The 20,904-nt window shown below is 71.9% G+C and carries 19 protein-coding genes; 12 read left to right on the top strand and 7 right to left on the bottom strand.

Going from position 1 to position 20,904, the window contains the following annotated elements; all coding sequences use genetic code 11:
• Window positions 1-2: 2 nt before the first annotated feature.
• Window positions 3-1,460: an aldehyde dehydrogenase gene (locus AQJ27_RS06365; protein ID WP_067363094.1), complete on the bottom strand. Its 1,458-nt coding sequence runs from the start codon at window positions 1,458-1,460 to the stop codon at window positions 3-5.
• A 166-nt stretch (window positions 1,461-1,626) separates the two neighbouring features.
• Between AQJ27_RS06365 and AQJ27_RS06360 the strand changes: the two genes are divergently transcribed.
• Together AQJ27_RS06360 and AQJ27_RS06355 are read left to right on the top strand one after the other, a co-directional pair.
• On the top strand, window positions 1,627-2,664 hold the full coding sequence (locus AQJ27_RS06360; protein ID WP_067363091.1) for a Strvi_7410 family MBL fold metallo-hydrolase: 1,038 nt from the start codon (window positions 1,627-1,629) through the stop codon (window positions 2,662-2,664).
• Between the two features lie 83 nt (window positions 2,665-2,747).
• Window positions 2,748-3,218, top strand: a complete 471-nt coding sequence (locus AQJ27_RS06355) for a nuclear transport factor 2 family protein (RefSeq protein WP_067363087.1) — start codon at window positions 2,748-2,750, stop codon at window positions 3,216-3,218.
• Here AQJ27_RS06355 and AQJ27_RS06350 read toward each other — a convergent pair.
• Window positions 3,197-5,290 carry an ATP-binding protein gene (locus AQJ27_RS06350; protein WP_067363084.1) on the bottom strand — a complete coding sequence of 698 codons (2,094 nt, stop codon included), beginning with the start codon at window positions 5,288-5,290 and terminating at the stop codon, window positions 3,197-3,199. The genes AQJ27_RS06355 and AQJ27_RS06350 overlap by 22 nt on opposite strands.
• Before the next feature lie 160 nt (window positions 5,291-5,450).
• Here AQJ27_RS06350 and AQJ27_RS06345 point away from each other — a divergent pair, with 160 nt between their 5' ends.
• The gene (locus tag AQJ27_RS06345) at window positions 5,451-6,578 is read left to right on the top strand and encodes a PP2C family protein-serine/threonine phosphatase (RefSeq protein WP_079064836.1); all 1,128 of its coding nucleotides are present in this window, start codon (window positions 5,451-5,453) and stop codon (window positions 6,576-6,578) included.
• Window positions 6,579-6,590: 12 nt separating this feature from the next.
• Here AQJ27_RS06345 and AQJ27_RS06340 read toward each other — a convergent pair whose 3' ends face one another.
• Window positions 6,591-6,887, bottom strand: coding sequence for a hypothetical protein (locus tag AQJ27_RS06340; RefSeq protein ID WP_067363081.1), 297 nt, complete (start codon window positions 6,885-6,887; stop codon window positions 6,591-6,593).
• Window positions 6,888-7,362: 475 nt separating this feature from the next.
• On the opposite strand from AQJ27_RS06340, the gene AQJ27_RS06335 reads away from it, so the two are divergent.
• The 6 genes from AQJ27_RS06335 (at window position 7,363) to AQJ27_RS06310 (ending at window position 13,706) form a co-directional block, all read left to right on the top strand.
• Window positions 7,363-8,601, top strand: a complete 1,239-nt coding sequence (locus tag AQJ27_RS06335; protein WP_067363078.1) for an SCO2321 family membrane protein — start codon at window positions 7,363-7,365, stop codon at window positions 8,599-8,601.
• On the top strand, window positions 8,598-9,257 hold the full coding sequence (locus AQJ27_RS06330) for an SCO2322 family protein (RefSeq protein WP_067363074.1): 660 nt from the start codon (window positions 8,598-8,600) through the stop codon (window positions 9,255-9,257). Before AQJ27_RS06335 ends, AQJ27_RS06330 begins: the two co-directional genes overlap by 4 nt.
• Window positions 9,258-9,272: 15 nt before the next feature.
• A complete protein-coding gene (locus AQJ27_RS06325) occupies window positions 9,273-10,388 on the top strand; it encodes a CbiQ family ECF transporter T component (RefSeq protein WP_067363071.1) in 1,116 nt (371 codons plus the stop codon).
• On the top strand, window positions 10,385-12,088 hold the full coding sequence (locus AQJ27_RS06320) for an ABC transporter ATP-binding protein (protein ID WP_067363068.1): 1,704 nt from the start codon (window positions 10,385-10,387) through the stop codon (window positions 12,086-12,088). Before AQJ27_RS06325 ends, AQJ27_RS06320 begins: the two co-directional genes overlap by 4 nt.
• Complete coding sequence (locus AQJ27_RS06315) at window positions 12,085-12,912, top strand: ECF transporter S component (protein WP_067363065.1); 828 nt, start codon at window positions 12,085-12,087, stop codon at window positions 12,910-12,912. The genes AQJ27_RS06320 and AQJ27_RS06315 overlap by 4 nt, the downstream gene beginning before the upstream one ends.
• 377 nt (window positions 12,913-13,289) lie before the next feature.
• A complete protein-coding gene (locus AQJ27_RS06310; protein ID WP_067363062.1) occupies window positions 13,290-13,706 on the top strand; it encodes an aggregation-promoting factor C-terminal-like domain-containing protein in 417 nt (138 codons plus the stop codon).
• A 133-nt stretch (window positions 13,707-13,839) separates the two neighbouring features.
• On the opposite strand, the gene AQJ27_RS51835 is transcribed toward AQJ27_RS06310, so the two are convergent.
• Entirely contained in the window at window positions 13,840-15,585 is a 1,746-nt protein-coding gene (locus tag AQJ27_RS51835; protein ID WP_235613461.1) for a PE-PGRS family protein, read from the bottom strand.
• 273 nt (window positions 15,586-15,858) lie between these two features.
• On the opposite strand from AQJ27_RS51835, the gene AQJ27_RS06300 reads away from it, so the two are divergent.
• Entirely contained in the window at window positions 15,859-16,569 is a 711-nt protein-coding gene (locus tag AQJ27_RS06300) for a YoaK family protein (protein WP_067363061.1), read from the top strand.
• Between the two features lie 110 nt (window positions 16,570-16,679).
• On the opposite strand, the gene AQJ27_RS06295 is transcribed toward AQJ27_RS06300, so the two are convergent.
• Window positions 16,680-17,951 carry an esterase/lipase family protein gene (locus AQJ27_RS06295; RefSeq protein WP_067363060.1) on the bottom strand — a complete coding sequence of 424 codons (1,272 nt, stop codon included), beginning with the start codon at window positions 17,949-17,951 and terminating at the stop codon, window positions 16,680-16,682.
• 132 nt (window positions 17,952-18,083) lie between these two features.
• Window positions 18,084-18,545, bottom strand: a complete 462-nt coding sequence (locus AQJ27_RS06290) for an ATP-binding protein (protein ID WP_067363058.1) — start codon at window positions 18,543-18,545, stop codon at window positions 18,084-18,086.
• Between the two features lie 93 nt (window positions 18,546-18,638).
• Between AQJ27_RS06290 and AQJ27_RS06285 the strand changes: the two genes are divergently transcribed.
• Both AQJ27_RS06285 and AQJ27_RS51830 read left to right on the top strand, forming a co-directional pair.
• Window positions 18,639-19,487 carry a helix-turn-helix domain-containing protein gene (locus AQJ27_RS06285; RefSeq protein ID WP_067363055.1) on the top strand — a complete coding sequence of 283 codons (849 nt, stop codon included), beginning with the start codon at window positions 18,639-18,641 and terminating at the stop codon, window positions 19,485-19,487.
• Window positions 19,447-19,653: a DUF397 domain-containing protein gene (locus AQJ27_RS51830; protein WP_079064835.1), complete on the top strand. Its 207-nt coding sequence runs from the start codon at window positions 19,447-19,449 to the stop codon at window positions 19,651-19,653. The genes AQJ27_RS06285 and AQJ27_RS51830 overlap by 41 nt, the downstream gene beginning before the upstream one ends.
• Here AQJ27_RS51830 and AQJ27_RS06280 read toward each other — a convergent pair.
• A complete protein-coding gene (locus tag AQJ27_RS06280; RefSeq protein ID WP_067363052.1) occupies window positions 19,637-20,806 on the bottom strand; it encodes a steroid 3-ketoacyl-CoA thiolase in 1,170 nt (389 codons plus the stop codon). The two genes, AQJ27_RS51830 and AQJ27_RS06280, sit on opposite strands and share 17 nt — an antisense overlap.
• Window positions 20,807-20,904: the final 98 nt, after the last annotated feature.

Genomic DNA, 20,904 nt, shown 5'->3' with positions numbered 1-20,904 from the left:
CCTCAGGCCTCCCAGCCGGCCGGCAGGTGGATCATCTTGTGCTCAAGGAACTCGCCGTACCCCTCGGGCCCGAACTCCCGCCCCAGCCCCGAGTTCTTGTAGCCGCCGAAGGGGCCGAGCATGTCGAGGCTGAAGGTGTTCACGGAGTACGTGCCGGTACGGACCTGCCGCGCGACGTCGATGCCGTGTGCGACGTCCGCCGTCCAGACGCTGCCGCTCAGCCCGTAGTCGGAGTCGTTGGCGATCTTCACGGCCTCGTCCTCGTCGCCGTACGGGAGGAGACAGATCACCGGCCCGAAGATCTCCTCCCGGGCGATCCGCATGGAGTTGTCGACGTCTCCGAAGAGGGTCGGCTCGACGTACCAGCCCCGGTCGAGGCCGTGCGGACGGCCACCGCCGGTGAGGATCTTGGCGCCTTCCTCCTGGCCGATGCGGATGTAGTCGAGGTTGCGCTGCTGCTGGCGCCTGGCGACCAGCGGGCCGACCTGGGTGGCCGGGTCCAGTGGGTCCCCGACGACGAGCGCGCCCGCCGCCGCGGCGAAGGCGTCCGCGAACTCGTCGTAGCGCGAGCGCGGCAGCAGGATCCGGGTCTGCGCGACGCACGCCTGCCCGTTGTTCATCCAGGCCGCCGAGACGATTCCGGGGACGGCGGTGGCGAGGTCCGCGTCCGGCAGGACCACCGCCGCCGACTTCCCGCCCAGTTCCAGCGTCACGCGGGTGAGGTTGCGCGAGGCGACCTCCATCACGCGCCGGCCGGCCGCGACCGACCCGGTGAAGGAGACCTTGTCGATGCCGGGGTGTCCGACCAGGTACTCGCTGACCTCGCGGTCGGCGGGAAGGATCGACAGGACACCCTCCGGCAGCCCGGCCTCCTTCGCGATCTCGCCCAGCAGATAGGCGTCCAGGGGCGATTCGGGCGACGGCTTCAGTACGACCGTGCAGCCGGTCAGCAGCGCGGGCGCGAGCTTGGCGGCCGCCACGAACTGCGGCACGTTCCACGGCACCACGGCCGCGACCACGCCCACCGGCTCGCGCCGCACGAGGATCCGCCCGAGGACGCCGTCGCGTGCTTCCTCGTACGTGAAGTTCCGCGCGACCGTGAGGGCCGCGTCCCACACCATCATCGCGCCGAGGGCCTGCGCGAGGACGCTCCAGGAGTACGGGGAGCCGTTCTCGGAGGAGATGACCCGGGCGATCTCCTCGTGCCGTACCGCGATCCCGTCCTTGATCCGGGTGACGACCTCGATCCGCTCGTCGAGGCTCATCCGGGGCCAGGGTCCTTCGTCGAAGGCCCGGCGCGCGACGGCGACCGCCCGGTCCACGTCCTCGGTCGACGCGTGCGGGACGCGGCCGATGACCTCCTCGGTGTGCGGCGAGATCACCTCGATGACGTCCTTGCCCAGGGGGTCCGTCAACTCCCCGCCTATGAACAACTGTCCGTGCTCCACGAGCTCGGTCATGACCGACCGCCTCCCTGGTTTCTGACGCTTCATCAGATATGAGAACTGATACCAGCTCCGGTCGGCGGAGTCCACGGGCCGGACCCATGACAGAACGGTTGGTTCGAGCACCCAATGGAATCGGTTCTAGTTATAGTGGCGAGAACACGGCGATTGGTGGGGACCCATGACGCAGGTGACCGATCACGGCGGGGGCGTACGGTCGATCAGGGTCCCCATCCCGGACAACCCGCTCGGCACGACGCTGGTCCATCTCGTCGACACCGACCTGGGCCCCGTGCTGATCGACACCGGCTGGGACGACCCGGCCTCCTGGGACGCCCTCGCCGCCGGGCTCAACGCCTGCGGCGTCTCCGTCGCCGAGGTGCACGGTGTGGTCATCACCCACCACCACCCCGACCATCACGGTCTGTCGGGCAAGGTGCGGGAGGCGTCCGGGGCGTGGATCGCGATGCACGCGCTGGACACCGCGATCGTGCGGCGGACCCGGGAGAACCGGCCCGACCGCTGGTTCTCCTACATGGCGGACAAGCTGGCGTCCTCCGGCGCCCCCGAGGAGCACGTGGCCCTGCTGCGCGCGGCCCGCACGGCCCGGCTCTCCACCGGCCTGCCCGCCTTCACCCCCGCGCTCCCCGACCGTGAGATCGTCCCCGGCGAGCTCCTCGACCTGGCGGGCCGCCGCCTGCGCGCGATCTGGACCCCGGGTCACACGCCCGGCCACGTCTGCCTCCACCTGGAGGAGACCCACCCGGCCGCCCTCCCCGGCAACGGCCGCCTCTTCTCCGGCGACCACCTGCTCCCGAGGATCACCCCGCACATCGGCCTGTACGAGGATCCCGACGACGCCACGGTCGCCGATCCGCTCGGCGACTATCTGGACGCCCTGGAGCGCGTCGGCCGGCTGAACCCGGCCGAGGTGCTCCCGGCCCACCAGCACGCCTTCACCGACGCGCCCGGCCGCGTACGGGAGTTGCTCGCACACCACGAGGACCGGCTCACCGGCCTGCTCGCCCTCCTGTCGACCCCGCTCACCTCCTGGCAGCTCGCCGAGCGCATGGAGTGGAACCGCCCGTGGGACCAGATCCCCTTCACCTCCCGCAACATCGCGGTGTCGGAGGCCGAGGCCCATGTGCGCCGCCTGGTGAAACTGGGCCGGGCGGAGGCGGTGACGGGGAGCGATCCGGTGACGTACGTGGCGTTGTAACGCGTTCGAGGGGCGCTGCAGTGGGTTCGCGGGGCGCCGTAATGCGTTGGAGACGGTCGGCCCGGAGCTGATAGCAACAGCTCATGGACCCTCTCGAACAGCCCGCCCTCGACCGACTTCTCGCCGAGCGCGCCTGCGAGCGTCTCGTCCTCGGCTTCGTCCACCGCCTCGACCTCGGTGAACCCGCCTCCGTTGCCGAGCTGTTCACCGAGGACGGCGTCTGGCGGTGGCCGGAGGGCGATCGGCTCGTCGAGGGGCGTGGGGCCCTGCGCGCGTACTTCGGCGCGCGCCCCGCGGACCGGCTCTCGCGCCGCATGATGACGAACGTCCTGGTCACCGTGGTCTCACCGACCGAAGCGCGGGCCACCTCGTACTTCACGACCTACCGCGTCGACGGCCACACCGGCGGCATGGTCCCGGCCGGACCTCCGGTGCAGATCGGGCACTACGAGGACATGTTCCGCAAGGTCGACGACACGTGGCTCCTCGCCACCCGCACCCTGTTCCTGCCCTTCGGTGGCCCCACCCCCCGTCACTCGCCCGCCGCCGCGTAGTCGAGCCCCTCCTCGTACGCCATCCCCCGCCCCTCCTCGTACGCCTTCTCGTACGCGGCGCTGCCGACCTGCGCGCGGATGCGCAGTTCGTGGGAGCGGCGGGTGGCGAGGAGGTCGGGCGAGTCCATCTGGGCCCGGCCGGTGAGTTCCCAGACGCGTTGGCCGATGCCGAGGAGGCGGGCGGCGCGCAGGCCGTCGCCGGCCGCGACGACCGCGGCGGCCAGGACGTCCAGCGCCATGGCCGCGCCGACGGTGTTGCGCAGTAGGCCGTGCCCGGCCAGCGCGGTGCGGGCGTTGCCGACGGCCGCGTGGACGTCACCGCGGGCCAGGTCCGTCTGCGCCACGATCACGTAGGCGAAGGCGGCCGCCCACGACTCCCCACACGCCGCGCTGGCCTCGCGCGCCTCTTCCGCCACCGCGCGCGACCGGCCGTACTCGCCCCTCAGCAGGTACGCGAAGGAGAGCACCACCCGGACGTGGAGCTGGGCGCCCCCGAACCCGTCCTCCCTGATGGGCAGTCGAGGCATGGCGGACAGCACGTCGATCGCCTCGGCCAGCCGCCCGCTCAGGGCCAACTGGCTGCCCGTGAGGCACGCGGCGGCCACCACGGTCGCCGGATCGGCCCGCGCGTCCGCCGCGTCCGTGCAGCGCTCCGCCCAGTTGGCCGCGGCCTCCAGATCGCCCTGGAGCAGCGCCACCGCGCCGCGTACCCACAGCGCGCGGGTCCGGTCGGGGCCGGGCCCCGGGTGGGCGGCGAGCGCGAGATCCAGGCAGTGCTGGGCGTCGCGCAGATAGCCGCAGTGCCGCCACAGGAAACCGACGTCGGTCGCCATCTCCAGGACGAAACGGCTGTCCGGTTCGGCGAGCGCGCAGTCCATCGCGGCACGGAGGTTGGCGTGCTCGGTGAGGGTGAGTTCGCACCAGGCGACCTGCCGTCCGGTGTTCCACTCGGTCCATCCCTGGCGGACCAGCCGCCGGAAGTGGTCGCGGTGGCGCAGCCGTACGGCGTGTTCCTCGCCGAGGGCGCGTAGCCAGTCGGCGCCGAACTCCCGGACGGTGTCGAGGAGTCGGAAGCGGGCCGGGTCGGTGCGGTGGCGCTGCACGATGGACTGCTCGACGAGCCGGGCGAGCAGTGCGGCGATCCGTCCGGCGGGCAGCGGGCCGCCCGCGCAGACCTCCTCGGCGGCGCCCACGCAGAAGCCGCCCGCGAACACCGAGAGCCGGGCCCACAGCAGCCGCTCCAGCGGTGCGCACAGTTCGTGGCTCCAGCCGATCGCCGTGCGCAGTGTCTGGTGGCGTGGCGGTCCGGCGCCGTCGCGCGGGGCGCTGAGCAGGTCGAGCCGGGACGGCAGGCGTTCGCCGAGCCGGCCGTGGAGCTGCGCCAGGGACAGTTCGGACAGGCGGGCGGCGGCGAGTTCGAGGGCGAGCGGGATGCCGTCGAGGCGGCGGCAGACGGCCTCCACGGTGGGGCGGTCGGTGTCGTCGAGGGTGAACCCGGTGAGGGCGGCGCGGTCGGCGAACAGGGTGACCGCGTCGTCGGTGACCGGCAGCGGGTCCAGGGGCAGTACGAGTTCGCCGGGCAGTCCGAGCGGTTCGCGGCTGGTGACGAGGACCCGCAGGCCGGGGAGGGCGGGCAGCAGGGTCTCGACGAGCGCGGCGCAGTCCGCGAGGACGTGTTCGCAGGAGTCGAGCACGAGCAACAGCCGTTTGCCGTCGGCCCATTCGGCCACCACCTCGGTGACGGGGCCGGTGGACTGGTCGGTGAGCCGCAGCGCCTCCACGACGGCGAGGCCGACCAGGCCCGCGGTGTGCAGGGGGGAGAGTTCCACCAGCCAGACGCCGTCGGGGTACGCCTCCTGGACCCGGCCCAGGGCGCGCAGGGCGAGCCGCGTCTTGCCGACTCCGCCGACTCCGACGACGCTCAGGAGCCGGTGTATGCCCACCGTGGGGTCCAACTCCGTCTCCAGCCAGCGGAGTTCCTCCCGCCGTCCGACGAAGCTGTGCGTCTCGGGCGGCAGATTGCCGGGGCCGGGGCCGGTCGGATGCGTCGGCTCGGTCGTCTTGTCGGGCACGACGACCAGTCTGGACGGATCACCACCGGCTCCGGCGGCTGTCCGACAACTCGGACAGAAGAGCGCCGGCACCACGACAGTTCCGGGCACCTTTCGACGAGATGCGATCAACTCCCTGTTGGTGAGGGTGCGGCGGTCTTTGTTCGGAGATCGTCGGGTGATGGGCACGAACGAGCAGGAGCAGCGAGATCGCCGAGAAGACCAAGACGACCGAGACGACCGAGATGAGCAAGGACATCGAGAACAGCGGGAGCGGCGGGCGCTGCTCGCGCCGCTCGTCACCTGTCTGCTGATCGCCGTGCCGGATCTGCTCTTCGACCGGGTACCGCCGCTCATCACCCTGCTGCTCATCGGCCCGCTGCTGGCCTGCGCCCGGCTCGGCGTCCGGCATACCGTGCTGGTGTGCTGCTGGTCGGCGGTCCTGGGCCTGGCCATGGGGATCGGCGACGACGCGGTGCCGAGCACCGGCTTCGGCATCCGCTGGGGCGGGCTCCTCGTCGGCTGCGCGCTCACCGTGTACGCGGCCCGGCAGCGCGACCGTCTCCACGACCGGCTGGCGCGGGCCCGCGAGGTGGCCCGGGTCACCCAGGCGGCGATCCTGCGGCCCATCTCCCGTACCTTCGACGGCACCCGGGTCTGTACCCGGTACCACAGCGCCTCCCACGAGTCGGCCGTCGGCGGCGACCTGTACGACGTCGCGGTGACGCCGTACGGCCTGCGGGTCCTCGTCGGCGACGTACGCGGCCACGGCGTCGAGGGGCTCCGGCTGACCGCCGACACCCTCACGGCCTTCCGTGAACTCGCCTACACCGCACCCGACCTGACGACCCTCACCGCCGAACTCGACGCCCTTATCACCCCCGAACTGGGTCCCGAGGACTTCGTCACCGCGGTGCTCGCCGAGTTCGCGCCGGGCGAGGTGCGGCTCGTCAACTGCGGCCATCCGCCCCCGCTGCGCTCCGGCCGGCGCATCGAGCTCCTCGAACCCCTCGTCCCCACACCGCCGTTGGGCCTCGGTCCCGATCCTCGCCAGTACCGCGTACGGCTCCAGCCCGGCGACCGGCTGCTCCTCTACACCGACGGCCTCACCGAGGCCCGTGACGCGGAGGGCGCCCCGTTCCCGCTCCTCGGCGAGGCGGCGCTCGCCCTGCGCGAGGTGCTCCCCGACGAGGCCCTGCGAACCCTGCACGCCCGCCTGCTCGCCCACACCGGCACCGCCCTCGCCGACGATCTCGCCCTGGTCCTGTGCCAGCCCACGGAGGCGACGGTTCCGGCACCCGTGCCGTGACGGACGTATCTCCTACCGGGCGAGTACCTGGCGGGCGAGGCGGGCTCGGGACGGGGACAGTTCGGTGTCGAGGGTGTGCTGGCGCTCGTCGTCCGTGACCACCGCGGCGGCCACGGCGGGCCTGGCGAGCAGGCAGGCCCGGCGCAGGTGGGTCGGCGGGTGGGTCGAGTCCACGCTGTGTCCGCGCAGGATCCCGACGCGGCGCTGGCGCTCGTACTCGTGCGCGGGGATCGAGTCCACGTGAGCGGCCAGCTGGTCCCACAGATCGCGCCACGCCTCGCGACGCTCCGCGTCCTGGGCCCGGATCACCTGGCCGGCGTCATGCGCAGCAGCAGGCTCTCCGCCGAGTCGGTCACGAGGAGGCGGTCCATGAAAGCCACTGATCCCTCTCGTCCACAGTGCCGCGCATGTTCGTCCCCCTGGACTCCAGGCCCCCCGGGACCGGCGAATTTCGACGTGTTCGAACAGAGCACATCGACAGCGCAGCCTAGGCCCGCGAGGGGCGCTCACAGTCACTTCTCAGGCGATTCCTACGGGCCGGTACAGTAAGCAGGTCGTCATCACACCCGTACGCGGAGAAGCCGGTGCAATTCCGGCGCTGACCCGCAACCGTGAACCGCCCGCGCGAAGCCGCAGGGTGGCGAGCCGGATCGCCTCGTGCGGGACGTGACCGGCTCGTGCCACCGGCAGCCCGTCGGTGGCCGGCACCGTCGAGGGATACGGGGCCGGAGCCGCTCGGGGCCAAGCCTGCGCCCGGTGCTGCCCGGCTTCCGCAGGGAGAGTCATGATTGTTCGCCGCAGCGCCGCGGTACTGGCCGCCACCGTAGTGATCGGTACGGCCCTGGCCCCGGCCGCCGTGGCCGAGGGCGCCTCGCCTTCGCCCGCCCCGGCGATACCCTCCGGCCTCTACGGCACCTCCGACCCCACCTACGACGGCGTCTGGCGGCAGTCCCTCGCGCTGCTCGCGCAGCACACCGTCGGTGTGAAGCCCGCGGCGAAGGCCGTCGACTGGCTGGCCGGGCAGCAGTGCGCGAGCGGGGCGTTCGCGGCGTACCGCGCCGACGCGTCGGCGAAGTGCGACGCCAAGACGATGGTCGACACCAACAGCACCTCGGCGGCCGTGCAGGCCCTCGCCGCGCTCGGCGGCCACGACGGAGAGACGGGCAAGGCCGTCGCCTGGCTGAAGTCCGCGCAGAACAAGGACGGCGGCTGGGGCTACACGGCGGGCGGCGCGAGCGACGCGAACTCCACGTCCGTGGTGATCGGGGCGCTGGCGGCGGTGGGCACCAAGCCGGCGGACGTCTCCAAGGGCGGCAAGTCGCCGTACGACGCCCTCGTGAAGCTGTCGATGCCGTGCGGCGGGGCCGACGCGGGCGCGTTCGCCTACCAGCCGGACAAGAAGGGCAAGCTCGCGGCCAACGCGGACGCGACGGCGGCGGCCGTGGTCGGAGCCCTGGGCAAGGGCCTCGCCGGTGAGCCCCTGAAGCCCGCGGCCGACCCCCTCTCCTGCGAGGCCGCCGACAGCCCCGAGCGGGCGGCCCAGAACGGTGCCGCGTACCTCGTCAAGGCGCTCGCCAAGGACAAGCACCTCACGTCGGTGATGCCCGGCGCCAAGAACCAGCCCGACTACGGCAACACGGCGGACGCGGTCGTCGCGCTCGCGACCGCCGGGCACGGCGACAAGGCGGCCGACGCGATGCGCTGGCTGGAGACCCACTCCGCGCAGTGGGCCGCGCAGGCCGGACCCGCCGCGTACGCGCAGCTCGTCCTCGCCGCCGACGCGGCGACGTTCGACCCGCGCGACTTCGGCGGCCAGGACCTCGTCAAGCAGCTCAACGCCACCGGCCCCGCGCCCGCGTCCGTCCCGGCCGAGCCCACGGCCTCCGCGTCCGCGTCCGCCGAGGAAGCCGCGAAGAAGGACGACAGCGGCGTCAGCGTCTGGTGGATCATCGGCGTCGGTCTCGTCGGCGGCATCGGCATCGGTTTCCTGATCAGCGCCCGCAACAAGAAGCAGCAGCCGTGAGCCGCCGTCGGACGTGCGCGCTGGTCCTGTCCCTGCTCCTGCTCGTACTCGGCGGCGCGGGACAGGCCCGGGCCGTCGGCTACCGCTACTGGTCGTTCTGGGACCTGACCGGCGGGAAGTGGACGTACGCGACGCAGGGCCCGTCGACCGCGCGCCCGTCCGACGGCGACGTACAGGGCTTCCGTTTCGCGGTGAGCGCGGACTCGCAGGACGCCTCCAAGCCGCGCGGCCACGCCGACTTCGCGTCCATCTGCGCGAAGACGCCCGCCCGGGCGGGCCACAAGCGGGTGGCCCTCGTCATCGACTCCGGCACGGCCGCGGACGCCCCGGGCGGCGAGACACCGCCCGCACCGCGGACGGTCTGCGCCCGCGTCCCCGCCGACGCGACCACGGCCGAGGCCCTCGCGACGGTCGCCAAACCCCTCCGCTACGACACCAACGCCCTCCTGTGCGCCATCGCGGGCTACCCCGGGACGGGCTGCGGCGAGCAGGTCGCGACCCCGCACACCCCGAGCCCCACCACCGCCAAAGCCAAGTCCACGTCCACGTCCGAGCCGGCCCGGCACGGCCCGTCGCTCGGCCTGCTCGCGGGAGTCGTCGCGGTCGCCGCACTCGGCGGGGCGGCAGTCTGGCAGACCCGCCGCCGCCGGCCCTGAGTACGGCCACCGACGATGACACGCGCGCCGAAGGCACACCGTTCCAACGCCCTCCCCCCAGGAGCCTGGTGGATCTGGGCCCTGGGCCTGGGAACCGCCGCCTCCCGCACCACCAACCCCCTCCTGCTCGCCCTCCTCATAGCCGTGGCCGGTTACGTGGTGGCCGCCCGCCGGACCGACGCCCCCTGGGCCCGCTCCTACACCGCGTTCGTCAAACTCGGCATCGCCGTCCTCGGCATCCGGCTGGCGTTCGCCGTCTTCCTCGGCTCCCCCATCCCCGGCACCCACCTCCTCGTCACCCTCCCCGAACTCCCCCTCCCCCACTGGGCCCAGGGCATCCGAGTCGGTGGCCGGGTCACCGCCGAGGGCCTGCTCTTCGCGCTGTACGACGGCCTGAAACTGGCCACGCTCCTCATCTGCGTCGGCGCGGCCAACGCCCTCGCGAACCCGGCACGGCTGCTGAAGTCACTCCCGGGCGCCCTGTACGAGGCGGGCGTCGCGGTGGTCGTCGCGCTCACCTTCGCGCCGAACCTGATCGCGGACGTCCAGCGGCTGCGCGCCGCCCGCCGTCTGCGCGGCCGCCCCGACCGTGGGCTGCGCGGTCTGCTGCACGTCGGACTCCCGGTCCTGGAGGGCGCGTTGGAGCGTTCGGTCGCCCTCGCGGCGGCGATGGACGCCCGCGGCTACGGCCGCACCGCCGAGGTGGCGCCCGCCGTCCGCCGTACGACCACCGTTCTGACGCTGGGCGGTCTGCTCGGCGTCTGCGCGGGCACGTACGGAGTGCTGACCGCCGAGGGCGGCACCTACGGCCTGCCCGTGCTGCTCGCCGGAGTGGCCGCGGCGCTCGGCGGGCTGTGGCTGGGCGGGCGCCGCTCGGTCCGCACGCGCTACCGCCCGGACGTGTGGGGCGTACGGGCCTGGCTGGTGACGGGCTCCGGAGTCGCGGTCGCCGCCGGACTGATCGTCTCCGCCGCGTACGACGCCGCGTCCCTGAGCCCCGGCGTCGTCCCGCTGACCGCCCCTGCCCTGCCCCTGTGGCCCGCGGCGGCGATCCTGCTCGGCCTGCTCCCCGCCTTCGTGGCCCCGACACCCCACTCGCGGGAACCCTCCACCCCCAAGGACCCCTCATGATCCGCTTCGAGGATGTCTCCGTGACGTACGACGGAGCTGTCGAACCCACCGTCCAGGGCGTGGACTTCGAGGTCCCGGAGGGTGAACTCGTCCTGCTCGTGGGGCCCTCGGGCGTCGGCAAGTCGACCGTGCTCGGCGCGGTGTCCGGTCTCGTGCCGCACTTCACGGGCGGCACCCTGCGCGGCCGGGTCACGGTCGCCGGGCGGGACACCCGCACCCACAAGCCGCGCGAACTCGCGGACGTGGTCGGCACGGTGGGCCAGGACCCGCTGTCCCACTTCGTGACGGACACGGTCGAGGACGAACTCGCCTACGGCATGGAGTCGTTGGGCCTCGCTCCGGCCGTGATGCGCCGACGCGTCGAGGAGACCCTGGACCTGCTGGGCCTGGCGGATCTGCGCGACCGCCCGATCGCCACGCTCTCCGGCGGCCAGCAGCAGCGCGTCGCCATCGGCTCGGTCCTGACCCCCCACCCACGGGTCCTGGTCCTCGACGAGCCCACCTCGGCCCTGGACCCGGCCGCCGCCGAGGAGGTCCTCGCCGTCCTGCAACGCCTCGTCCACGACCTCGGCACGACCGTCCTCATGGCCGAACACCGCCTCGAACGCGTCATCCAGTACGCCGACCAGGTCGCCCTGCTCCCGTCCCCGGGCGCCGCGCCGACGCTCGGCACCCCGTCCGAGATCATGGCCGTCTCCCCGGTGTACCCGCCGGTGGTGGACCTGGGCCGACTGGCCGACTGGTCCCCGCTCCCCCTCACGGTGCGCGACGCACGGCGCAGGGCGGGGGCCCTGCGGGAGCGGCTGACGGAACTCGTCCCCAAGCCGAGGACCCCGGAGCCCAGGACCCCGCAGCCCAGGACCCCGGAGCCCAGGACCCTGCAACCGAGGACCCTGCTACCGAGGACCCCGCGGCCGACAGCCCGGCGGGCGACGGTTCCACAGGCGACGGCCCCGGCCTCGATCGAAGCCCTCGCCGTCCGCCACGGCCGCGTCGAGGCGCTCCGGCGCGTCGACCTCACCACCGCCCCCGGCGAGATCATCGCGCTGATGGGCCGCAACGGGGCCGGGAAGTCCACCCTGCTCGGCACGCTGGTCGGGCTGGTCGCACCGGCGGCCGGTTCGGTCCTGGTCGGGGGCGCGGTCCCGCACCGGACGGCACCACGGGACCTCGTACGCCGGGTGGGTCTCGTACCGCAGGAACCGCGCGACCTGCTGTACGCCGACACGGTCGCCGCCGAGTGCGCGGCGGCCGACGAGGACGCGGCGGCCGAGCCCGGTACCTGCCGGGCCCTGGTGTCCGAGCTGCTGCCGGACATCGGGGACGACGCCCACCCCCGCGACCTGTCGGAGGGGCAGCGGCTGGCGCTCGCGCTGGCCGTCGTCCTGACGGCCCGCCCCCCGCTCCTGCTCCTCGACGAACCGACCCGCGGTCTGGACTACGCGGCGAAGGCCCGTCTGGTCACGGTCCTGCGCGGCCTGGCCGCCGAGGGTCACGCGATCGTCCTGGCCACCCACGACGTGGAACTCGCCGCCGAGCTCGCGCACCGTGTCGTCGTCCTCGCGGACGGCGAGATCGTCGCCGACGGCCCCACGGCCGAGGTGGTCGTCGCCTCCCCGTCCTTCGCCCCCCAGGTCACGAAGGTGCTCGCGCCGCAGCCGTGGCTCACGGTCACCCAGGTCAGGGAGGCCCTCGCATGACGCCGACAAAAGGACGGCCCCGGACCAGAGCCGTCCGCCTCGGCCCCCGCTCCCTCGCCGCCCTCTGTCTCGTGAGCGCCGTCGGGGTCGCCGGGTTCGGCTGGCCGCTCTTCGCCGATCCCACCTCGCAGGTCGCCGCGCACGCGCAGGACGCGCCCTGGCTGTTCGCGGGGCTGCTGGTGCTGCTCGTCGCGGTCGTCACGGCGACGATCTCCGAGTCCGGGCTCGGCCCGAAGGCGGTGGCCATGCTCGGAGTGCTGGCCGCGACCGGCGCCGCGCTGCGGCCGATCGGCGCCGGGACGGCCGGGATCGAGCCGATGTTCTTCCTCATGGTGCTGAGCGGCCGGGTGCTCGGACCGGGGTTCGGGTTCGTGCTCGGGTCCGTGACCATGTTCTCCTCCGCGCTGCTCACGGGCGGGGTGGGTCCGTGGCTGCCGTTCCAGATGCTCGCGATGGGCTGGTTCACGATGGGCGCCGGACTGTTGCCGGGCCCCGACCGGTTGCGCGGGCGCGGGGAACTCGTCCTGCTCGCGGCGTACGGGTTCTGCGCCGCGTTCGCGTACGGCACGGTCATGAACCTGGCCGGCTGGCCCTTCATGGGCGCGCTGGCCTCGAACGTCGCCTTCGACCCGCATGCCGACGTGACCGCCAACCTGGCCCGTTTCCTCGCCTACTGCCTGGCCACCTCCCTCGGCTGGGACCTGGGCCGGGCCGTCGTCACCGTCGTCCTGACCCTCGCGCTCGGCGCGCCCGTCCTCAAGGCGCTGCGCCGGGCGACGCGGCGGGCCGCCTTTGAGACCCCGGTCACCTTCGAACCCCGGTGACGTGCGGCCCAGGTCACACCACTCGGACGCGCCCCGTAGCCGCCCGCACACCTTCCGCCACTCGCGGGGTGAAGCACCCCATAGGACCCACGTCACATACGAGGCGGCTTAGTAGCCTCAAAGGCCTGACATGGACGCGTCGTCAACCCCTCTGACCTGGGGTTTGAGACCCAGGTCACACAAGGGGCGTTTCCCTCGGATGCGACCACCACTAGTAAAAGGGGTCATTGCGGACACCCCCCTGAGCCTGTTTCTCTGAAGCAGTCGCCAGGCGCCACGAACCCTCCCGGGTCGCGGCGCCGATGTACGCCTCCACCACACGTCGTGTGGAACAGGGCGCACCGCGACCGCCCTGTTTCCTAAGAGAGGTTCTCCGCGTGTCCGTCTCCTTCATCCGCAACATCGCCGCTTCCCCGAAGAAGGTCCTCACCACCGCCGCCGTGGCTGCCGCCGCAACCGGCATGGTCCTCGCCGCGGCGCCCGCTCAGGCCGCCACCGGTCAGGCCTCCTCCGCCCAGGCGATCGCGCACAAGATGATCCCGGACGCCGCGCAGTTCAGTGCCTTCAGCAAGATCGTCGAGCACGAGAGCGGCTGGAACCCCAGCGCCACGAACTCCTCCTCCGGCGCCTACGGCCTGGTCCAGGCCCTGCCCGGTTCGAAGATGTCGGCCGCCGGTTCCGACTGGAAGACGAACCCGGCCACCCAGATCAAGTGGGGGCTGGACTACATGAACTCCCGCTACGGCAGCCCGGCCGCCGCCTGGAACTTCTGGCAGGCCCACAACTGGTACTGAGTGGCCCACCGGTGACCCCCGGCGCCACACGGCACCCGTATACGCGAAGGCGGCGGCCCCCCGATCCCCGGGGCCGCCGCCTTCGCCATGCCCACCGAACATCGAACGAATCGGCCCACACGGTCTGCTCGGTCTACTCAGCCTGCTCGCTCTGCTCGGTCTGCTCGGTCTGCTCGTAGAAGTGCTGCCGCCGGCCGACGAGCCGCTCGTACATCTTCCGCTGCTCGGCGACGTCGTCCTTGTTCTTCTCCAGCTCGTCGAGCCACTCCCGCTTGATCTGGTCCAGGAACGCGCGCCAGTCCCCGCTTCCCTGGGCCTTCCCCAGCTCCCGCAGCTCCACCAGGCGCTCGTTGCGCTTCAGTCCGCCGGTGCCGACCTTGTCCCCCTTGTGACCGTGCAGGACCGACTCGGGGTTGGCCGTGGCCTCGGTGGACCGGGCGTTGTGCACATAGCCGACCGGGCTCTCGGCATGGGGCTTGATCGTCTCGATGCCGACCAGCAGGGACCCGTCCTTGGCGGCGGTGGGCGGGGTGAGAATCAGCAGCATGTGACCGTACGAGCCGTTGGGCAGGACCACGTCGCCGTTCCAGTCCTGCGAGCCGAACCCGCCGCCGGAGATGTCCATGCCCATGAGCAGCGGACGCTCGGGCCCGACATGGGGCACGGCCGGCGTCAGATAGTTCGTGACGGACGCACCGATGCCGCCCTGTTCCTGGAACTTGCCCGGCTCGCCCCCCTTCTTGTTCTTCTCGATGGCGGTGCGGTGCGTGGCGAAATCACGCTTGTCGACGAAGCCCGCGCGTCGGCCCCCGTCCGTGACGCCCAGGAAGTCCGTCAACGACTGGGGCGACTCGCCCGCGCGCAGGGCGGGGATGCGGATGTTGACCCGGCCGCCGTGGGCGAGCGCCCGCACGACGTCACCCTCGCGGTAGTCGACATGCGCCGCCACCTCCGCCCCCGGGTCGTAGGTCTTCAGCCCGTGCTGGAGCAGGAGCAGGACGGAGGTGAAGACGTCACGGGCCTTCGCGTCCTTCGCCGCGTGCTTCACCGTCTCGGCCTTGTCCGCGTCGGGGTGGAGGCGTTCGGACGGGAGTCCGGCCGGGTGCAGGGTGTCGACGGCGGTCTGCCGTATCTGCTCGTCCCGCTCGGCCAGCAGAGGCTGCTTCTCCACGTCCGAGACCCCGGGAGCCTTGGTGGTCATGAAACGGCCGAGGGTGTAGTCCGGGGCGATCGGGGTGGGCGCGCCCGCCGCGCGCGTGCCCGGCGCGTTCCGCTGGAAGGCCAGGGTCGCGGCGAGGATGCGCTTGCCCGGAAGGTTCCGCAGCCAGTCCTTGTGGTCGCCCTTGATGTAGTCCTCGGACTCCTTGAAGGTGCCGATTCCCACCTTCGCGAGCCACTGGGGGTTCACCTGGGAGAGCGTCCTGATGTCCTCCAGGTCCTGGGCGCCGAACAGCTCGCCGCTGATCACCCGTCGCTCCAGGGTGCGCTTCAGGCGCGCGGGCCCCTCCGGCATCCAGTGCTCCGGCCACCACGTGCCCGGCGCCAGGGGGTTCACCTTCATCTTCGCCACGACGACATGGCCCTCGATCGACCGGCTCAGCCGCGTGATCACGGCCGCGCCCTGGTCCTCCCGGCCGGACTCCTCGGCGGCGGGAGCCGCGCTCGTGCTCGACTCCCCCACCCTCTGCACGGACACGGACGCCGCCCGGTTGCCGGCCGTGCGCTGGATCGCCGCCATCTCGGCGGGCGTCGTGGGCGTGGCGTCCGACCCGGTCCGGACCTGGTGGGGACCCGGGGAGACCGGGCGTGGCAGAGGCGCGGTACGTGCCGGTGATCCCGCCCGTGAGCGCCCGCCCTCGCCGTGCTGCCGCCTGTCCATACGCCCCTCCACCCACCTCTTCATCCACCGGGCTCCCGTCGTACGCCTGAGCGCCCGCTTCCGTTGTCCCCAGAGGTATAAGGAGCCATGGTGACTCCGGGGCACACTCGGACGGAAGGACACCAGGGGCACCGCGGAGGACCTCACGGGCACGGCTGCCCCAGGGGCGCGGCGCACCGGACGGACACGCGGGGCGCCCCGGTGTCCGGGAGTCCCTTCGCGTCCGTGGTGGACTTGAGCACGCCGTGCCCGCCACCTCCCCCCGGAGCCCCCATGAGCGATCAGAGCGCAGAGGGCGCCGGGAACACCGGGCCGCGGCCCGCCGACCCCGAGGCGCGCGGAGTGCGTCTGGTGGTGGTGCTGCTGTCGCTGACCGTGGTGAGCGGGCTGATCGACGCGGTGAGCTATCTCGGACTCGGGCACGTCTTCACGGCGAACATGACCGGCAACGTGGTGGTACTCGGCTTCGCCGCGGCCGGCGCCCCCGGCTTCTCGATCCCGCACACCTCGGCCTCGCTGGCCTGCTTCCTGGTGGGCGCCGCGGTCGGAGGCCGGATCGCGGGGCGCTACGGCGGCGGTTCACGCAGGACCTGGGCCCAGGTCACGCTCACCGCGGAGGCGGTGTTCGTGGGCGCGTCCGCGGTGGTCGCCTTCGTCGCGCCGGGCGCCACCGCGACCACCTACGCCCTGATCGCCCTCACGGCCTTCGCCATGGGCCTGCGCAACGCGACCGTGCGCAAACTCGGTGTGCCGGACCTCACGACCACCGTCCTGACGATGACCCTGACCGGCCTCGCCTCCGAGTCCGCGGCCGGCGACGGCTCGGGCCACCGCTCCCCCCGGCGTACGGCGGCCGTCATCGCCATGATGGTGGGCGCGACGCTCGGCGCATGGCTGGTGATCCACCACGGCCTGGGCATCCCTCTGCTGCTCGCGGCAGTGCTGGCGGGGGTACTGGCGGTCGCGACGTCCGGTCGGGAGTGACGGGGTCCGTACGGGCTCAGCGGTCCGTGGCCAGAGGGACGCGGACTCCCCCAACGCGCGAAAAGGCCCCGAGCTCCGTCACGGAGTCCGGGGCCTTCGAGCGGGCCGGGCTACAGCTGGTCGAGGAACCAGGTGCACAGCTCTTCGGTGATCTTGGTGTGGTCCTCGTTCTTCGAGGCGCACAGGAACGCGTCGAGTTCGCTCTCGCTGGGCGGGAGGTCATTGATGTTGGTGTGCAGCAGGGCGGTGGTGTCCACGTCGCGGACGGCCACCGCGCTGACCGAGGGCACGAAACAGATCTCGGGGACCGGGGCCACCGCGCTGCCGGGGATCAGCTTGTTGATGACGTTGGCGGCGATACCGAAGGAGGCCAGCGTCCCGCCGGGAGCGCCGTCGATCTCCGGGAACCCGTCGGTGGTGATCGTCTCGTCCTTACCGAAGTTCGCCTTCAGTTCGGCGACCACGGCGTCGTCGCCCTCGGACTGGGTGTAGATGGTGGTGCCGGGGAACAGAATCCCGGTGGCGCGGAACGCCTCCGCGCCGGGCGCGATCCCCGTGCCCTGGCCGTTTCCGGTGCCGTTGGCGACACCGATCTTCCGCGGAATCATCGGCCAACCGCCGACGCGGTCCAGGGCGGCGAGGAAGTCGGAGCGGGCCTTGTCCTGCCCGGGAGTGCCGTCCACCGTCTCGATGTGCCGCCACATCAGCTCGCGCGAGGCCGGGCTGTTGATCTGGTCCGACAGCGCGCTGTTGGCCGGGTTGCCGCGCTTGATGTAGTGCGCGAACGCCTGCAGACCGATCGGCACCCACGCGCCCCGGTGGGGACTGTCGTAGGAGAAGTACAGCCCGGTCTGGTGATCCATCTTCTGGGTCTCCATCCGCGCCAGGGCGTAGCGCGTGACCAGACCACCCATGCTGAACCCGCCGACCACCAGCGGTTCGTTGCCCGTGCGCTCGTCGATCAGCCTCGTGATCGCCTCGATCACGTACCCGGCGTTGTCGAGGATCGACGCGGAGCGCTCCCCGTAGCCGAAGATGACCGCGTCCCGCCCGCGCTCGTGCAACTGGCTCATCAGCGGGTACTCGCCCCGCTCGAAGCCGTGGTAGAGCTCGTCCAGGCTGCTCGGCCCCATGTTGAAGCCGTCGGACATCAGCACCGGCCGCCGCACACCGCTGTGGCCCTTGCCGTAGTACACCCAGGCGGTGCCGTCGTAGACCGGCACGTAGCCTTCCTGGCCCTCCTCGTCGGCGTTCAGGTGCCGTCCGAAGTGCCACGTCTCGTCCGGCGCCGCGGCCGGTGGCGGCTTCGGCTGGTCCAGCGGGGCCATCAGCCCGATCGAACCGACGTACTGCTGCTCGCGGGCCGCCTTCTCATTGCTCACTGCGGTCGATCCCCTTCCTTCGGGCCGCACGAAGGCCCCCCGGGGCATATGCCCCGGGGTCGTGCGACTTGGATGTGAGGCTCATCATCAGGGGACAAAAACGGATGTTCGGGTTCCCTCGCACAACCATCATCACCATGAGTGATTCGCAGCCCCGCGGGTTTGGCCCGGCGGCCGAGCCGGTCGGCACTCGAACCAGACCGTCTTGCCGCCCCCGGGCCCGGGCCCCACACCCCACTTGTCGACCACTGCGTCGAGCAGTACGAGCCCGCGCCCACCCTCCGCCTCCGGCGACAACCCGGTGGGCACGCGGGGTGGTTGCGGGGAGCCGTCCGCGACCTCCACCCTCACACCTGCCGTCTGCCGCAGCACCAGCAACGCGCAGCGCCGGTCGGGGACATGACGTACGACGTTGGCGACCAGCTCGCTCACGGCCAGCTCCACGGAGTCGGCCAACTCCGCCAAGTCCCACTCCTCCAGCAGCGACCTGACGATCCGCCGGATGTGCCGGGCCGAGTGGGCACCGACGGTGATCCGCATCGCGTACTGGGCGGGGCGGGGGCCCAGGAGGGTGGGGGGAATGTGTTCGTTCACGCTACGAGACTGACCTCGCGCGACTACGCTCGGCTACGGCACGAATACAACGGGTCTCGGAGTGGACCGAGTTGCGCGCGAGAGGGGCCGTACGTGACCCATATCAACATCCTCGACCCGGGCGCGTCCCCGCTCGACTACTACGGTTTCGAGTTGCGGCGGTATCGGGAGGCGGCTGGGCTCACCCAGAAGCAACTGGGCGCCGTCATCAATTACACCGGCTCTCTGGTCGGACAGATCGAGACGGCGCGGAAACTGCCGACACCAGAATTCAGCGAGCGCACGGATGCGGCGCTCGGGACGGACGGGCTGCTGTCCCGGCTCGTGGATCTGGTGCTGCGCAGCCAACTCCCGGCCTGGTTCAGGCAGGTGGCGGAGTTGGAGGCGCGGGCGGCAGAGATCCAGGTGTTCCAACCCCAGTTGGTGCACGGACTGCTCCAGACGGAGGCGTACGCACGGGCGGTGCTCGGCGCCGTGGACGACAGCGACCTGGACAACCGGACCACCGCACGTCTGGCGCGACAGCGCATCCTGGAGAAGGCCAAGCCGCCGGTGCTCTGGGCGGTGTTCAGCGAGACGGTGCTTTACCAGGAGATTGGCGGCCCGGAGGTCATGCACGGCCAACTGTCGCGGCTGTTGTCCTTCGAGCGGAGCCCGCGCGTGAACATCCAGGTGCTGCCGTTCACGGTGGGCACTCACGCCGGATTCCCGGGATCGTTCGACCTCTTCCGCTTCTCGAACGATCCCACCATCGTCTATAGCGAGGACTACGAGACGGGGCATGCGACCGCGAATCCTGACTCAGTCGAGTCCCGGTCGCTCCGTTACGATCACCTGCAGGCTGCGGCCCTGTCCGTCAAGGACTCGGCGACGCTGATCCGGCACGTGATGGAGGAACGCTATGGAGAGCAACTCACGTCTGACCAGCACCCAATGGCGTAAGTCGAGCTACAGCACCGACACCGGCGGCTCCTGCGTAGAAATCGCCGAAGCCCCCTGCGCCACCAACGTCGCCATACGCGACTCAAAGAACCCGGCGGGACCGATCCTCACGATCGCCCCCGCCGCCTTCGCCACCTTCGTCTCGTGGACTACAACCGCTGGATGATCGTCCCGGTGGCCAGTCCGCCGCCCGCGCACATGGTGATCAGCGCGAACTCCTTGTCCCGTCGCTCCAGTTCGTGCAGGGCGGTAGTGATCAGCCGGGCACCCGTCGCCCCGACAGGGTGCCCGAGCGCGATCGCACCGCCGTTCACGTTGACCTTCTCCAGGTCCTGCTCGAAGACCTGCACCCAGCTCAACACCACTGAGGCGAACGCCTCGTTGATCTCCACGAGGTCGATGTCCTTCAAGGACATCCCGGCCTTGCCCAGCACCGCGCGGGTCGCGTCGATCGGGCCGTCCAGATGGAAGTGCGGGTCCGAGCCCACCAGCGCCTGGGCCACGATCCGCGCCCTCGGGCGCAGCTTCAGCGCCCGAGCCATCCGCTTGGACGCCCAGAGGATCGCCGCCGCACCGTCCGAGATCTGCGAGGAGTTGCCCGCCGTGTGGACGGCGGTCGGCATCACCGGCTTGAGGCCGGCCAGCGCCTCCATGGACGTGTCGCGGAGTCCCTCGTCGCGGTCGACGAGGCGCCACATGCCCTGTCCGGCCCGCTGCTCGTCCTCGGTGGTCGGCACCTGGACGGCGAAGGTCTCGCGCTTGAAGCGTTCCTCCGCCCAGGCGTTCGCGGCGCGCTCCTGGGAGACGAGCCCGAGCGAGTCGACGTTCTCGCGCGTCAGGCCACGATTACGCGCGATGCGCTCGGCGGCCTCGAACTGATTGGGCAGGTCCACGTTCCACTCGTCCGGGAACGGCTTCCCGGGGCCGTGCTTGGAGCCGGAGCCCAGCGGCACCCTCGACATCGCCTCGACGCCGCACGAGATGCCGACGTCGATGACGCCCGCCGCGACCATGTTGGCCACCATGTGGGAGGCCTGCTGCGAGGAGCCGCACTGGCAGTCGACCGTCGTCGCCGCCGTCTCGTACGGCAGGCCCATGGCGAGCCAGGCCGTGCGCGCGGGGTTCATGGACTGCTCGCCGGCGTGCGTCACCGTGCCGCCGACGATCTGCTCGACGCAGTCGGCGTGGATGCCGGTGCGGCCGAGGAGTTCACGGTAGGTCTCGCCCAGGAGATAGGCGGGGTGGAGGTTGGCGAGCGCGCCACCTCGCTTGCCGATGGGGGTGCGTACGGCTTCGACGATCACGGGTTCCGCGGCCATGGGGGCTCGTCCTCTCCTCAGGCCTGTCCGGCGGCCAGGCCCTGCTGACCCGCGCAGCGCGGGGCGTCCCGGCCCACCCACCGCGCAGAACTAGAACG

The organism is Streptomyces olivochromogenes (assembly GCF_001514115.1).
GTDB classification, from domain to species: domain Bacteria; phylum Actinomycetota; class Actinomycetes; order Streptomycetales; family Streptomycetaceae; genus Streptomyces; species Streptomyces olivochromogenes.
The sequence above is the reverse complement of the archived record's forward strand: the minus strand, read 5'-3'. Positions and strand labels throughout refer to the sequence as shown.

Excerpts from the sequence above, each read along its gene's own strand:
- AQJ27_RS06365 (WP_067363094.1), bottom strand. The coding sequence starts at position 1,460 with ATGACCGAGCTCGTGGAGCACGGACAGTTGTTCATAGGCGGGGAGTTG.
- AQJ27_RS06360 (WP_067363091.1), top strand. The coding sequence starts at position 1,627 with ATGACGCAGGTGACCGATCACGGCGGGGGCGTACGGTCGATCAGGGTC.
- AQJ27_RS06355 (WP_067363087.1), top strand. The coding sequence starts at position 2,748 with ATGGACCCTCTCGAACAGCCCGCCCTCGACCGACTTCTCGCCGAGCGC.
- AQJ27_RS06345 (WP_079064836.1), top strand. The coding sequence starts at position 5,451 with ATGGGCACGAACGAGCAGGAGCAGCGAGATCGCCGAGAAGACCAAGAC.
- AQJ27_RS06335 (WP_067363078.1), top strand. The coding sequence starts at position 7,363 with ATGATTGTTCGCCGCAGCGCCGCGGTACTGGCCGCCACCGTAGTGATC.
- AQJ27_RS06325 (WP_067363071.1), top strand. The coding sequence starts at position 9,273 with ATGACACGCGCGCCGAAGGCACACCGTTCCAACGCCCTCCCCCCAGGA.
- AQJ27_RS06320 (WP_067363068.1), top strand. The coding sequence starts at position 10,385 with ATGATCCGCTTCGAGGATGTCTCCGTGACGTACGACGGAGCTGTCGAA.
- AQJ27_RS06315 (WP_067363065.1), top strand. The coding sequence starts at position 12,085 with ATGACGCCGACAAAAGGACGGCCCCGGACCAGAGCCGTCCGCCTCGGC.
- AQJ27_RS51835 (WP_235613461.1), bottom strand. The coding sequence starts at position 15,585 with ATGGACAGGCGGCAGCACGGCGAGGGCGGGCGCTCACGGGCGGGATCA.
- AQJ27_RS06300 (WP_067363061.1), top strand. The coding sequence starts at position 15,859 with ATGAGCGATCAGAGCGCAGAGGGCGCCGGGAACACCGGGCCGCGGCCC.
- AQJ27_RS51830 (WP_079064835.1), top strand. The coding sequence starts at position 19,447 with ATGGAGAGCAACTCACGTCTGACCAGCACCCAATGGCGTAAGTCGAGC.
- AQJ27_RS06280 (WP_067363052.1), bottom strand. The coding sequence starts at position 20,806 with ATGGCCGCGGAACCCGTGATCGTCGAAGCCGTACGCACCCCCATCGGC.